At 71.5% G+C, this 13,646-nt stretch carries 11 protein-coding genes; 2 read left to right on the top strand and 9 right to left on the bottom strand.

Going from position 1 to position 13,646, the window contains the following annotated elements; translation table 11 throughout:
- Nucleotides 1-186: 186 nt before the first annotated feature.
- Entirely contained in the window at nt 187-423 is a 237-nt protein-coding gene (locus tag ACIGG8_RS20475) for a hypothetical protein (RefSeq protein ID WP_396549615.1), read from the bottom strand.
- Between the two features lie 135 nt (nt 424-558).
- Between ACIGG8_RS20475 and holA the strand changes: the two genes are divergently transcribed.
- Nucleotides 559-1,557, top strand: a complete 999-nt coding sequence (gene holA / locus ACIGG8_RS20470; protein ID WP_350523883.1) for a DNA polymerase III subunit delta — start codon at nt 559-561, stop codon at nt 1,555-1,557.
- A 76-nt stretch (nt 1,558-1,633) separates the two neighbouring features.
- Here holA and ACIGG8_RS20465 read toward each other — a convergent pair whose 3' ends face one another.
- The 4 genes from ACIGG8_RS20465 to ACIGG8_RS20450 form a co-directional block, all read right to left on the bottom strand.
- Nucleotides 1,634-2,305, bottom strand: coding sequence for a hypothetical protein (locus tag ACIGG8_RS20465; RefSeq protein ID WP_396549602.1), 672 nt, complete (start codon nt 2,303-2,305; stop codon nt 1,634-1,636).
- A gap of 561 nt (nt 2,306-2,866) precedes the next feature.
- The gene (gene rpsT, locus ACIGG8_RS20460; protein ID WP_030061888.1) at nt 2,867-3,136 is read right to left on the bottom strand and encodes a 30S ribosomal protein S20; all 270 of its coding nucleotides are present in this window, start codon (nt 3,134-3,136) and stop codon (nt 2,867-2,869) included.
- 189 nt (nt 3,137-3,325) lie between these two features.
- Nucleotides 3,326-4,747, bottom strand: a complete 1,422-nt coding sequence (locus ACIGG8_RS20455) for an acyltransferase family protein (protein WP_396549600.1) — start codon at nt 4,745-4,747, stop codon at nt 3,326-3,328.
- A gap of 174 nt (nt 4,748-4,921) precedes the next feature.
- The gene (locus ACIGG8_RS20450; RefSeq protein ID WP_396549598.1) at nt 4,922-5,227 is read right to left on the bottom strand and encodes an antibiotic biosynthesis monooxygenase family protein; all 306 of its coding nucleotides are present in this window, start codon (nt 5,225-5,227) and stop codon (nt 4,922-4,924) included.
- A gap of 294 nt (nt 5,228-5,521) precedes the next feature.
- Here ACIGG8_RS20450 and lepA point away from each other — a divergent pair, with 294 nt between their 5' ends.
- Nucleotides 5,522-7,390, top strand: coding sequence for a translation elongation factor 4 (gene lepA, locus ACIGG8_RS20445; RefSeq protein ID WP_396549596.1), 1,869 nt, complete (start codon nt 5,522-5,524; stop codon nt 7,388-7,390).
- Between the two features lie 160 nt (nt 7,391-7,550).
- Here lepA and ACIGG8_RS20440 read toward each other — a convergent pair whose 3' ends face one another.
- The 4 genes from ACIGG8_RS20440 to ACIGG8_RS20425 form a co-directional block, all read right to left on the bottom strand.
- On the bottom strand, nt 7,551-8,633 hold the full coding sequence (locus ACIGG8_RS20440) for an NAD(P)/FAD-dependent oxidoreductase (RefSeq protein WP_396549595.1): 1,083 nt from the start codon (nt 8,631-8,633) through the stop codon (nt 7,551-7,553).
- A 176-nt stretch (nt 8,634-8,809) separates the two neighbouring features.
- Nucleotides 8,810-9,721, bottom strand: coding sequence for an RNA polymerase sigma factor SigJ (gene sigJ / locus ACIGG8_RS20435; RefSeq protein ID WP_350523889.1), 912 nt, complete (start codon nt 9,719-9,721; stop codon nt 8,810-8,812).
- 110 nt (nt 9,722-9,831) lie between these two features.
- Nucleotides 9,832-11,730, bottom strand: coding sequence for an ABC transporter ATP-binding protein (locus ACIGG8_RS20430; protein WP_396549613.1), 1,899 nt, complete (start codon nt 11,728-11,730; stop codon nt 9,832-9,834).
- A gap of 134 nt (nt 11,731-11,864) precedes the next feature.
- Nucleotides 11,865-13,598, bottom strand: coding sequence for an ABC transporter ATP-binding protein (locus ACIGG8_RS20425; RefSeq protein WP_396549593.1), 1,734 nt, complete (start codon nt 13,596-13,598; stop codon nt 11,865-11,867).
- Nucleotides 13,599-13,646: the final 48 nt, after the last annotated feature.

Genomic DNA, 13,646 nt, shown 5'->3' with positions numbered 1-13,646 from the left:
GCGCGCGCCGGGCCCGCCCCGGCGCGCGCCGAGAAAAGCCAGGAGAAAAATTGGCCCGGAAGAAGGATTCCCTCCGCCTCCGGCCCCCCGCCCCCGGCGCGCAACGCACCACCACACTGAACCGGGGGACCAAAATTCACCCCTCGGGGTCAGAGTCTGCCCCGGCCCCGCCGGCCGGCCGGCCGGTCAGGCTTCCTCGCGCCAGCCCTCGTGGTCGGCAGCCAGGGCGTCGAGCACGCGCAGCAGGTCGGGGGTCCAGCCCCGCTCCGGGGCCTCGACCACGACGAGCCACTGGGCGTCCTCGGCGTCGTCCTCGCCCGCGAGCGCATCGCGCACGATCTCGACCTCGCCCAGGTCGGGTTGGGTGGCGCCGAGCTCCTCGGCGGCTTCTTCGGCGGCGTCGCGGTCGGGCAGGACGAGCAGCAGCCGGGCGTGCGGGTCGTCGACGTCCGGGAGGGCGGTGGCGTGGTTGTCGGTCACCCGGCCATTCTCCAGGCCGCCCGGCCCGGCCGATCGGGCGGGAGGGAGTGTCCGCGGCCCGTGGGATGCTGGTAGGCGATGGCCAGGAAGAGTGCACCCGACGACCTGCTCGCCCCGCTGACCCTCGCGGTCGGCCAGGAGGAGCTGCTGCTGGACCGTGCGGTCGCCCAGGTGGTGGCCGCCGCGAAGGCGGCGGACCCGGACACCGACGTACGGGACTTGCCGCCCGGCGGGCTGCAACCCGGCAGCCTGGCCGAGCTGACCACGCCGTCGCTGTTCGCCGAGCGCAAGGTCATCGTCGTCCGGGCCGCCCAGGACCTCTCCGCCGACTCGGTGAAGGAGGTCAAGGCCTACATCGAGGCGCCGGCCGACGAAGTGATCATGGTGCTGGTGCATGCCGGCGGCGCCAAGGGCAAGGGCCTGCTGGACGCCGGGCGCAAGGCGGGCGGCCGCGAGGTCGCCTGCGCCAAGCTGTCCAAGGCGAGCGAGCGGCTGGCCTTCGTCAAGGGCGAGTTCCGCGCGCTCGGCCGCTCGGCGACCCCGGAGGCCTGCCAGGCGCTGCTGGACGCGCTCGGCAGCGACCTCCGGGAGCTGGCGGCCGCGTGCAACCAGCTGACCTCGGACGTCGAGGGCGCGATCGACGAGACGGTGGTGGCCCGCTACTACAGCGGCAGGGCCGAGGCGACCGGCTTCGAGGTGGCCGACCTCGCGGTCACCGGCCGGGCTGCCGAGGCGCTGGAGCGGCTGCGCTGGGCGCTGGCCGTCGGCCAGCCGCCGACCGGCATCACCTACGCGCTGGCCTCCGGCGTGCGTAGCATCGGGCGGCTGGCGACGACCGGGCGGAACATGCGCCCGGCCGACCTGGCCCGCGAGTTGGGCATGCCGCCATGGAAGGTCGACCGGGTCCGGCAGCAGATGCGCGGCTGGACGGGCGATGCCGTGGCCACCGCGCTGACCGCGATCGCCCAGGCCGACGCCGCCGTCAAGGGCGGCTCCGACGACCCGGCCTTCGCCCTGGAGCGCGCGGTGGTCGCCGTCGCCCGGGCCGCGCGGGCCGGCTCCCGCCCCGCCTACTGACGCCCGCCGACGCGGCCGGGCCCGCCGACGCGGCCGGGCCCGGCGGGCCGCGGACGCCGGAGCGCCGGCCGGAGGCCTACTTCCGCATGGCCCGGACGGCGTCCTGGCCGTCGGACTGCAGGATGCTCCGCAGCTCGTCCTTGGACGGCGGCTTGGCCTTCCCCTCGGTGTAGCTGGCGCTGTAGTTGATGTAGTAGGTCATCCCGCCGTCGCGGATGTCCAGCTCGGCGTAGACGCTGTGGTACTTGTCCGAGCCGTCGTCCTTGTACAGGAAGTACGCCTCCTCGCCGATCCCGGAGATGTCGGTGACCTGGTAGCCGCGGGCCCGGTAGAGCTCCTTGTTGGCATCCAGCTCGGGCGCCGGGTTGACCGCCTTGTGCAGGTCGGCGCGAAGGTAGACCGAGGCGTACTCGCTGTCGCTGTTGCCACCGGTCCGCTTGAGGCTCATCGAGCAGTTCATGCTGTCCAGGGCCGGGTTCCGGTCGGTGTGGTGGGTCGGCGCGGAGGTGTCCGAGACGGAGTACGTCTGCAGCAGCTTGGTGGGCTTCCCGGTGGTGCAGAAGTCGTCCGAGAGGTGGTAGCTGCCGAGGCTGCGCGGCGACGAGTTGCTGCTGACCAGGCCGGGGACGACCATCACGGCGGCGGTCCAGCCGGCCGAGGCGAGGATGGCGCCGACGAAGGCCCAGACGGCGTTGCGCCGCAGGTTCCCGCCGGAGCCCGGCGCACGGCCTCCCGGTGTCATCGGCATCCCGTGAGCGGTCGGCATCCCGGCCGGCGCGGGTATCCCGGACGATGCGGGCATCCCCGGGGCAGCGGGCAACCCGGGCGGCGGCCCGAACCCCGAAGCGCCCGGCGCCCCCGGGATCGGCCCTGCCCCCGGAACATGCGCTGCCCCCGGGACCGGCCCTGCCCCCGGAACATGCGCTGCCCCCGGGACCGGCTGCGCCCCCGGGACGGGCTGCGCTCCGGCGCCCGGCGTCTGCTGCGGGAAGCCGTACCCCGGCCCGTTCGGTGCCGACGGTGGCGGTGGTGTCGTCATGTGGCTCTCTCCCCCCGAGCACGGCGTCGGGGCGCTCCCCCGCACCTCGATCGCACCTGACCGACCATAGCGGCCGGACCAGGGAACGCGACAGGCGCCGCAGTGGCCTCCGGGGAAGAGGCGGACTGCGACGCCTGTCGTACTGCTTCGTGCACCGCACCCGCGTGGCGAACGCAGGCCGCGTGCGGTGCGAGTCTCGCACGCCTCAGGGGTCCGGGTAGAGGGCCGGGTCGTCCCGAGGCGGTCGGGGGTTCACACCCCCGGGTGGCGTCAGGCCTGGGCGGCGGTGTTGACGCGCTTGGTGATGGCCGACTTCTTGTTGGCGGCCTGGTTGGCGTGGATGACGCCCTTGCTCACGGCCTTGTCCAGCGCCTTGGAGGCGGCGCGGGCCAGCTCGACGGCCTTCTCGGTCTCGCCGGCGGCAGCGGCCTCACGGGCCTTGCGCAGAGCGGTCTTCAGCGAGGACTTGACGGCCTTGTTGCGCAGGCGCGCCTTCTCGTTGGTCTTGTTGCGCTTGATCTGGGACTTGATGTTCGCCACGAAGGAGCCTCAGTCTGTCTGAAAGGTTTGAACGGGATCACACCGGCGGCCGTCGGTCCAGCTGAGAGGGCATGCCGAGGCCAGGTGCAGCTGACCACGCTACCAGGGGCCGCCGCCCGCCCCAAACCGGCCGCCCGCCCCGGCCGCAGGGCACGGGTCGGGGCCGGACGGGGCCGGGGCGGCACGTGGTCAGCGCCGGACGGGGTCCGGGGCGGCGGGGACGCCGCCCACCGGAGCGGCCGGAGCAGCCACCGCAGCCGGAGCGCCGCCGCCGGCCGCCACCGCAACCGGAGCGCCGTCCTGGGCAGGGATCGGAGCACCGGCCCCCCGGGTGTCGGCCGGGCCCCCGGTGTGCCGCTTGAGCCAGGCGAGGAACCGTCGGCCGAGCTTCTGGAACGGCACCTCGACCAGCCGGTACATCAGGTAGCTGACCACGAGCGTGACGGCCAGGAAGGTGAGCGTGAAGACGATCGCGAACTTGGCGGACTTCGGCGCCGGCGCCCCCTGGAACAGCCACGGCATGCCGTAGAGCCAGTCCATGCCGTCGATGACCAGCCAGTGCAGCAGGTAGACCGAGTAGCTGACGGTGCCCAGCCAGGTGAGGGCCTTCGGGAAGCGGCGCTTCTTCAGCGTCATGCCGAGGAACAGCACGATCCAGGCCCCGGCGTAGGCGAAGGACCACGCCATCCAGCTGGTGGTCCAGGTCCGCCACAGGGCGTCCCCGTGGTTGTACATGCGTCCGCCGAGCACCCCGGCGAGGAAGACGAAGCCGCAGTAGGCGACGGCCTGGATGCGGTCGATCTGGCCGTGTTCCGCGCGGTAGATGACGGTCCCGGCGAACATGGTCGCGAAGATCATCATCGTTTCGAACATCGCGGACCGGCTGCTGCCGAACGCGAGCACGAAGCCGAGCACGCCGAGCAGCAGGGCCCCGGTGCGGGTGAGCTGGGAGTTGCCGCTGATGGCGCAGAGCAGGCCCATGACCGCGACGAGGCCGGTGGCCAGGACGAGGTTCTCGGTCGAGAGTCCCTGCTTGGCCAGGTTCGCCGGGGAGAGCACCCCGCCGAGCAGGACCGCGCAGGCGGCGAAGCCCACCGCGATCGGCCCGCTCTGGCGGTGCTTGCGGAGCACGAACAGGGCGGAGACGAAGTAGTAGAACACCATCTCGTAGGTGAGGCTCCACATGATGCCGATGGCGTTGGGAACGCCCAGCAGGTCCTGGAGCAGCAGGCTGTTGGCCCCGAACGAGAGCAGCGGCCGGTCGAAGACGGACCGGTCGATCATCATGTTGTGCCCGGCCGGGAGGATCACCAGCGCCGCGACGAGTCCGACGACGAGCGCCGGGTAGATGCGGAAGACCCGGCCGACCCAGAACGCCTGCATGTCGCCGCGGCGCTCCAGGGAGGCGGGCACGATGTAGCCGCTGACCAGGAAGAACAGCATCACCCCGAACAGGCCGAGGTCGAAGCGGTGGGTCACTGCCGCGCCGTGCGGGATGAAGTACCGCAGTCCGAAGTGGTGCATCGCCACGGCGAGGGCGGCGAGCCCGCGCAGTGCGTCCAGCCAGCCGAGCCTCGCCGGGGCCGCCTCGGGCTTGCCTTGCCGTTTCATCCGCGCTCCGCGGGGCACGCGGCTCAGTTCGATGCGTCTCACGGCTGGGCAGATTAGCTTACGGATCGTGTGACACGGCATATCCGCGGGTGGGCCCGACGCCGGGCCCGACCGGGCCGGGGGTTCCGGGCGGCTCCGGGCGGTCGGGCGCGGGTACGGCCGCCGTGCGGCGGCCTAGGCGTCGACCAGGGGTTCGCCGTAGTGCTCGACCTCCGGGAACGGGCGGTAGAAGTGGTGCAGCAGGGCACGCCAGCGCTGGTACTCGGGGGAGCGACGGAACCCTTCCGTGTGGTCGGCGAGCGTCTCCCACTCGACCTGGAGGAGGAAGCGCGAGCCGCGCCCCTCGTCGAGGCAGCGCCGTAGCCGCAGCGAGCGGAAGCCCGGCTGGACGCTGATCAGCGGGCGGGCCTCGGCGAAGGCGGCGAGGAACTCGTCCTCCCGGCCGGGCAGGACGTCGAGCAGGGCGCTTTCCAGGATCACGGCAGGTCATCCTGCCGCCCCGGGGCAGCAGGCGGAAGCCCGGCGGGGGCTGCACGCGGCCGACGGAAGCCCGGCGGGGGCTGCACGCGGCCGACGGAAGCCCGACGGGCGGCCTGCGGAAGCCCGACGGAAGGCCTGCGGAAGGACGGACGGTGCCCGAACGGCAGCACGTCCCGCGCTCGTGGGAAGATGGGAGGAACTATTTCGATCGGACGAGACTGTCCGGTCCCCGGGAAACCGGTCAGCGATGACCCGGACACCCCCGGCCCCGGACCAACGGAGAATCGGACCAAGGTGCCCGCGACCCCCAGCAATGTGCCAGAGCCCAGCCGTACCGACCCGGCGCTGATCCGCAACTTCTGCATCATCGCCCACATCGACCACGGCAAGTCGACGCTCGCAGACCGGATGCTGCAGATCACCGGCGTCGTCGACCCCCGGCAGATGCGTGCCCAGTACCTCGACCGCATGGACATCGAGCGTGAGCGCGGCATCACCATCAAGTCGCAGGCGGTCCGCCTCCCGTGGGCGCCGAGGACCGGTGACAGCGCCGGGACGACGCACATCCTCAACATGATCGACACCCCGGGCCACGTGGACTTCACGTACGAGGTGTCCCGTTCCCTCGCCGCGTGCGAGGGCACCATCCTGGTGGTCGACGCGGCCCAGGGCATCGAGGCGCAGACCCTCGCCAACCTGTACCTGGCGCTGGAGAACGACCTCACGATCGTCCCGGTGCTGAACAAGATCGACCTGCCGGCCGCCCAGCCGGAGAAGTACGCCGAGGAGATCGCGCACATCATCGGCTGCGACCCGGGCGACGTGCTCAAGGTCAGCGCCAAGACCGGTCTCGGCGTCGAGGACCTGCTGGACCACATCGTCAACACGGTCCCGGCCCCGGTCGGCGTCAAGGACGCCCCGGCCCGCGCGATGATCTTCGACTCGGTGTACGACTCCTACCGTGGCGTGGTCACCTACGTCCGTGTCGTGGACGGCCAGCTCACCAAGCGCGAGCGCATCGCGATGATGTCCACCGGCGCGACCCACGAGCTGCTGGAGATCGGCGTCATCTCGCCCGAGCCGAAGGTCGCCGACGGTCTCGGCGTGGGCGAGGTGGGCTACATCATCACCGGCGTGAAGGACGTCCGTCAGTCCAAGGTCGGTGACACGATCACCTCGATGCACAAGGGTGCGACCGAGCCGCTCGGCGGCTACAAGGACCCGCGTCCGATGGTGTTCTCCGGTCTCTACCCGCTGGACGGCTCGGACTACCCGCTGCTGCGCGACGCCCTGGACAAGCTGCGGCTCAACGACGCCGCCCTGGTGTACGAGCCGGAGACCTCGGTCGCGCTCGGCTTCGGTTACCGCTGCGGCTTCCTCGGCCTGCTGCACCTGGAGATCATCCGGGAGCGCCTGGAGCGCGAGTTCAACCTCGACCTGATCTCCACCGCCCCCAACGTGGTCTACCGGGTGATCATGGAGGACGGCACCGAGCACACCGTCACCAACCCGAGCGAGTTCCCCACCGGCAAGATCGCCGAGGTGTACGAGCCGGTGGTGCGCGGCACCATCCTGGCGCCCAACGAGTTCGTCGGCGCGATCATGGAGCTCTGCCAGTCCCGCCGCGGCAGCCTGCAGGGCATGGACTACCTCTCCGAGGACCGGGTCGAGCTGCGCTACACCCTCCCGCTCGCGGAGATCGTCTTCGACTTCTTCGACCAGCTGAAGTCCAAGACCCGCGGCTACGCCTCGCTCGACTACGAGCCCATCGGCGAGCAGACCGCCGACCTGGTCAAGGTGGACATCCTGCTGCACGGTGACGCGGTGGACGCCTTCTCCGCGATCGTCCACAAGGACAAGGCCTACGGCTACGGCGTGATGATGGCGGGCAAGCTGCAGAAGCTGATCCCCCGCCAGCAGTTCGAGGTGCCGATCCAGGCCGCGATCGGCTCGCGCGTCATCGCCCGTGAGACCGTCCGCGCGATCCGCAAGGACGTCCTCGCCAAGTGCTACGGCGGTGACATCTCCCGCAAGCGGAAGCTGCTGGAGAAGCAGAAGGAAGGCAAGAAGCGGATGAAGATGGTCGGCCGCGTGGAGGTCCCGCAGGAGGCCTTCATCGCCGCGCTGTCCACCGACGCCGAGGCGCCGAAGGAAAAGAAGTAACCGAGCGCACCGAAGGGCCCGGGCATCGCGCCCGGGCCCTTTCGCGTCCCCGAGGACTCCCGCGAAGACTCCTGCGAGGAATCCCCCGGGAATCCCCCGGGAATCCCCCGGGAATCCCCCGGGAGTCCCCCGAGGACGTTCCCGGAGGCTCCGAAGAGGACTACTTCAGCGCGCTGAAGACGGCGGCGACGATCCCGGCCTTGGCCAGTCGCCCCGCGGTGCCGGTGAACACGGTGGGCTTCATCGAGTCGTCCGGGCGCACCAGCTGGAGCAGCCCGTCCCGTCGGCCGAGGCTCACGCACTGGACGACGTACCGGAACGAGAACGGCTTCCCGGTGCGCCCGTCGAGCAGCTTGCCGACGTACTGGCCCTGCGGCAGGGCGGTGGCGCAGCCCATCCGCAGGGTGCCGACGCCGGGGACGGTGACGGCGGCGGCGTCGCCGATCACGTGGACGTCGGGGTGCGAGACCGACCGCAGGTGGTCGTCCACCAGGGCGCGGCCGCGTTCGTCCACGGCCAGGCCGGCCTCGGCGGCCAGCGGGTGCGGTTCCATCGAGGCGGCCCAGACGGTGAGGTCGGTGTCGATCGGGCCGGTGGTGGTGCGCAGGGCGTCCGGGGTGACCCCGGTGACGGTGGTGTTCTCGTGGACGGCGACGCCGAGCCGGTCGAGGACGCGTCGGACGTGGGCGCGGCCCTTGGGGGAGTAGATGCCGCCGACCTGGCCGGCCGCGACGATCCGCACCCGCCAGTCGGGGTGGGCCTCGGCGAGTTCGGTGGCCAGTTCGATGCCGGTGGCGCCGCCGCCGACCACGGCGAGGGTGCCGGGGCGGTCGGCCTCGCGGATCCGGCGGCGGACCTCGGTGGCGCGCTCCGCCGAGAAGGCGTGTTCGACGGCGCCGGGGACGTCGTGCCAGGCGGTGCGGCTGCCGAGGGCGTAGACCAGGGTGTCGTACGCGAGGTCGGTGCCGTCGTCGAGCAGGACCTTGTGTCCGGCGAGGTCGAGTTCGACGGCCCGGGCCCGCTGGTGCCGGATCCGGCGGCCGCGGGCGAGTTCGCCGATGGCGGGCCAGTCGCGGCCGTGTCCGGCGGCGGTCTCGTGCTGGCGGATGCGGTGCAGGAGCCGTTCCTCGGGGGCGACCAGGGTGACGGTGTGCTGCCGCCCGGCGCCCTTGGCCGCGGTGAGTCCGGCGTACCCGGCGCCCAGTACGACGATCCGCTTCCCGGTGCTGGTGGTGGTGCTCATCTCGTCCGCCTCCTTTCCGTGCGCCCTGGTGGAGCGCTGTTCGGGAAGGGGACGACGCAGCCGGTCGGAGTGTGACCGTGACCGGCGTCACACCTCCCGCGGGGGTGCCGGGTGCCGGGGGTGTCGGGGATGCCCGGGGGGGCGGGGGTCCGTCAGGGGGCTGTGGGCCCGTCCCGTCAGGCGGCCGTGACCGGGCTGATCCGGCCGAGCTTCTCGGGGTTGACCACGACGTACGCCTCGGTGATCCGCCCGTCGGTCACGGTGAAGGCGAGCACACCGCCGACGGTGCCGGTGGCCCGGTCGTACCAGACCAGTCCCGGCTCGCCGTTGACCACGGCGTGGCCGGTCGCCACCTCGGGGGTGAACCACTTGGCGATCATGCCGGTCACCAGGCGGGCCACCCGGTCGGCGCCGTGGATCGGGCGGACGCCGGCGCGGATGATGCCGCCGCCGTCGGAGTGCCACACCACGTCCGGGTCGAGGACCTCCATCAGGCCGAGGATGTCGCCCCGGGTGCTGGCGGCGGCGAAGGCCTCGACGGCTTGGCGGTGCTCGGCAGGGTCGGTGCCGCCGGCGCGCCGGCTGCCGTCCTTGACCCGGCGGCGGGCGCGGGAGGCGAGCTGGCGGGCGGCGTCGGGGGAGCGGTCCAGCGAGGTGCCGATCTCCTCGAAGCCGACCGCGAAGACGTCGTGGAGCACGAAGGCGGCCCGTTCGGCCGGGGAGAGCTGTTCCAGGACGGCGAGCAGGGCGAGCGAGACGGACTCGCCGCGTTCGGCGAGTTCGGCGGGGGTGTCCGGGCCGGCGGTGTAGGAGACGGCCGGTTCGGGCAGCCACTCGCCGTAGTAGGACTCCCGGCGGGCGCGGGCGGAGCCGAGCTGGTCGTAGCAGAGCCGGGTGACGACGGTGGTCAGGAAGGCGCGCGGGTCGGTGACGGCGGAGCGGTCGGTGGCCTGCCAGCGCAGCCAGGCGTCCTGCAGGACGTCCTCGGCGTCGGTGAAGGAGCCGAGCAGCCGGTAGGCGACGGAGCCCAGGTAGCGGCGGTTCGCCTCGAAGGCGTCCGGGGCGGCCGGGAGCTGGTCGTCGATCACGGGCCCAAGGTAGCGCCCGGGGAGGGCCGTTGCGAAGACGCCGTGGCGGTGGGCGCCGGGTGTGGGCCGGGGCGGAGGGTTTCCGCCCCGGCCCGCCGGGTGGCGCCGGGTCAGTCGACCTCGGCCACGGCTTCGGCGAACTGCGCCTGGTAGAGGCGGGCGTAGGCGCCGCCGGCGGCGATCAGCTCGTCGTGCGAGCCCTGTTCCACGATCGAGCCGTTCTCCATCACCAGGATCACGTCGGCGTCCCGGATGGTGGAGAGCCGGTGGGCGATCACGAAGCTGGTGCGGCCGGTGCGCAGCCGGGCCATGGCCCGCTGGATGAGCACCTCGGTGCGGGTGTCGACGGAGCTGGTGGCCTCGTCAAGGACCAGGATGGACGGCTGGGCGAGGAAGGCGCGGGCGATGGTGATGAGCTGCTTCTCGCCGGTGCTGACGCCGGTGCCCTCGTCGTCGATGACGGTGTCGTAGCCGTCGGGCAGGGTGCGCACGAAGCGGTCGACGTGGGCGGCCTTGGCGGCTTCGACGACTTCTTCGCGGGTGGCGCCCTGGGCGCCGTAGGCGATGTTGTCGGCGATGGTGCCGCCGAACAGCCAGGTGTCCTGGAGGACCATGCCGATGCCGGAGCGGAGGTCCTCGCGGGACATCGCGGAGATGTCGACGCCGTCGAGGGTGATCCGTCCGGAGCTGACCTCGTAGAACCGCATCAGCAGGTTGACGAGGGTGGTCTTCCCGGCGCCGGTGGGGCCGACGATGGCGACGGTGTGGCCGGGTTCGACCTTGAGCGAGAGGTCCTCGATGAGGGGCTTGTCGGGGTCGTAGCGGAAGGAGACGTCCTGGAAGGAGACCCGGCCGCGGACGGTGTCCGGCTTCTCGGGCATGGCGGGTTCGGGGCTCTGCTCGGGGGCGTCGAGCAGTTCGAAGACGCGCTCGGCGGAGGCGACGCCGGACTGCACCAGGTTGGCCATGCTGGCGACCTGGGTGAGCGGCTGGCTGAACTGCCGGGAGTACTGGATGAAGGCCTGCACGTCGCCGATGGACAGTGCGCCGCTCGCGACCCGCAGGCCGCCGACGACGGCGACGAGCACGTACTGCAGGTTGCCGATCAGCATCATCGCGGGCTGGATGATGCCGGAGATGAACTGGGCCTTGTAGCTGGCCTCGTAGAGCGCCTCGTTGTGCTCGCGGAAGGTCTCGGCGGCTTCGCGCCGGCGGCCGAACACCTTGACGAGCGTGTGGCCGGTGTACATCTCCTCGATGTGGGCGTTGAGTTGGCCGGTGGACTTCCACTGCTGGACGAACTGCGGCTGTGCCCGCTTGCCGACCTTGGTGGCGACGACGACGGAGGCCGGTACCGAGACCAGGGCGATCAGGGCGAGCAGCGGGGAGATCCAGAACATCATGGCCAGCACGCCGACGACGGTGAGCAGCGAGTTGACGACCTGTCCCATGGTCTGCTGCATGGACTGGCCGATGTTGTCGATGTCGTTGGTGACGCGGCTGAGCACTTCGCCGCGGGGCTGCTTGTCGAAGTAGCTGAGCGGGAGTCGGGCCAGTTTGGCTTCGACGTCCTGGCGCAGCCGGTAGCTGGCGAGCTGGATCGCCTTGGTGGCGAGCCGGCCCTGGAAGATGCCGAAGACGGCGGAGGTGACGTAGATGCCGAGGACCCAGAGCAGGACGGTGCCGATGGCGTGGAAGTCCATGCCCTGGCCGGGGGTGAAGTCGACGGCGGAGAGCAGGTCGGCGACGCCGCTCTGGCCGTGGGCGCGCAGGCCGTCGATGACCTGGGCCTTGGAGGTGCCGGGTGCGAAGCGGGCGCCGACGACGCCGGCGAAGATCAGGTCGGTGGCGTTGCCGAGGATCTTGGGGCCGATGACGGCGCAGCCGATGCCGAGGACGCCGAGGAGGAGGACGCCGAGGAGGAGGTTGCGTTCGGGGCGCAGCAGGCCGAGGACGCGTTTGCCGGAGCCCTTGAAGTCCATGGACTTCTCGGCGCCCTGGCCGCCCATGAAGCGGCCGGGTCCGGCGGGGCCGCGGCGGGCGGCGGCGGCCTGGGAGTCGCCGGGGAGGTGGGTGTCGGCCTTGGTCAGGCCGGCTTTCCCGGTGTCGGGGTCCTGCTTCGTCGTGGGCTTGCCGGGGCTGGTCACGCCGCCTCCTGCTCGGTGAGCTGGGAGAGCACGATCTCCCGGTACGTCGGGTTGTCGGCCATCAGTTCGTGGTGGGTGCCGGTGCCGACGACGGCGCCTTCGTCGAGGACGATGATCCGGTCGGCGTCGCGGATGGTGGACACGCGTTGGGCGACGATCAGGACGGTGGCGTCGGAGGTCTCGCGGGTGAGGGCCTTGCGCAGTTTGGCGTCGGTGGCGTAGTCGAGGGCGGAGAAGGAGTCGTCGAAGAGGTAGACGGCGGGTTTGCGGACCAGGGCGCGGGCGATGGCGAGGCGTTGGCGCTGCCCGCCGGAGACGTTGCTGCCGCCTTGGGAGATGGGGGCGTCGAGGCCTTCGGGGAGTTTCTCGACGAAGTCCTTGGCCTGGGCGATCTCCAGGGCGTGCCAGAGTTCCTCGTCGGTGGCGTCGGGTCGGCCGTAGCGGAGGTTGCTGGCGACGGTGCCGGTGAAGAGGTAGGGCTTCTGGGGGACGATGCCGACGCTTTCGGCGATCGCGTCGGCGGCGAGGTCGCGGACGTCGACGCCGTCGAGCAGGACCTGGCCGGAGGTGACGTCGAAGAGGCGGGGGACGAGGCCGAGCAGGGTGGACTTGCCGCTGCCGGTGGAGCCGATGATGGCGGTGGTCTCGCCGGGGCGGGCGGTGATGTCGATGCCGCGCAGGACGGAGGCTTCGGCGCCGGGGTAGCGGAAGTCGACGTCGCGCAGTTCGAGGTGGCCGAGGCGGGTGGGGTCGGTGACGGGGTCGGCGGGCGGGGTGACGCTGGAGTCGGTGCCGAGGACTTCCTGGACGCGTTCGGCGCAGACCTCGGCGCGGGGCACCATCATGAACATGAAGGTGGCCATCATGACGCTCATCAGGATCTGCAGCAGGTAGGAGAGGAAGGCGGTGAGGGCGCCGATCTGCATGTCGCCGCTGTCGATGCGGTGGGCGCCGAACCAGAGCACGGCGACGCTGGAGACGTTCACGACGAGCATGACGGCCGGGAACATGACGGACATCAGGCGGCCGACGTGGCGGGCGACGTCGGTGAGGTCCTCGTTGGCGCCGGCGAAGCGGGCCTGTTCCTGGTCGTCCTTGACGAAGGCGCGGATGACCCGGATGCCGGTGATCTGTTCGCGCAGGATCCGGTTCACGGTGTCGATCTTCTGCTGCATGCTGCGGAACTGGGGGCGCAGCGCGCGGACGAGCAGGATGACGACGACGGCGAGGGCGGGGATGACGGCGAGCAGCAGGCCGGACAGCGGGACGTCCTGGTTGAGGGCCATGATGATGCCGCCGACGCACATGATCGGTGCGGCGACCATGAGCGTGAAGCTCATGAGGGCGAGCATCTGGATCTGCTGGACGTCGTTGGTGGTGCGGGTGATCAGGGAGGGGGCGCCGAACTGGCCGACCTCGCGGGCGGAGAAGGTCTGTACGCGGTCGAAGACGGCGGCGCGGACGTCCCGGCCGAAGGCCATGGCGACGCGGGCGCCGATGAGGACGGCGCCGATGGAGCAGGCTGCCTGGACGAGGGTCACGCCGATCATCACCCCGCCGACGCGCAGGATGTAGCCGGTGTCGCCCTTGACGACGCCGTCGTCGATGATGTCGGCGTTGAGGGTCGGCAGGTAGAGCGCCGCGAGGGTGGACACCAGCTGGAGGATCACCAGGAGGGTGATCGGTCGGGAGTAGGGGCGCAGGTACGCCCGCAGTAGTCTGATCAGCACTTGAACACTCTTGTCGTCGCGGGTCGGGTTCGCACCCCAATTCTCGTT

Source organism: Kitasatospora sp. NPDC085464, from assembly GCF_044541955.1.
Taxonomy (GTDB): domain Bacteria; phylum Actinomycetota; class Actinomycetes; order Streptomycetales; family Streptomycetaceae; genus Kitasatospora.
Note: the sequence above shows the minus strand (reverse complement) of the source record. Positions and strands in the feature narration are given on the sequence as shown.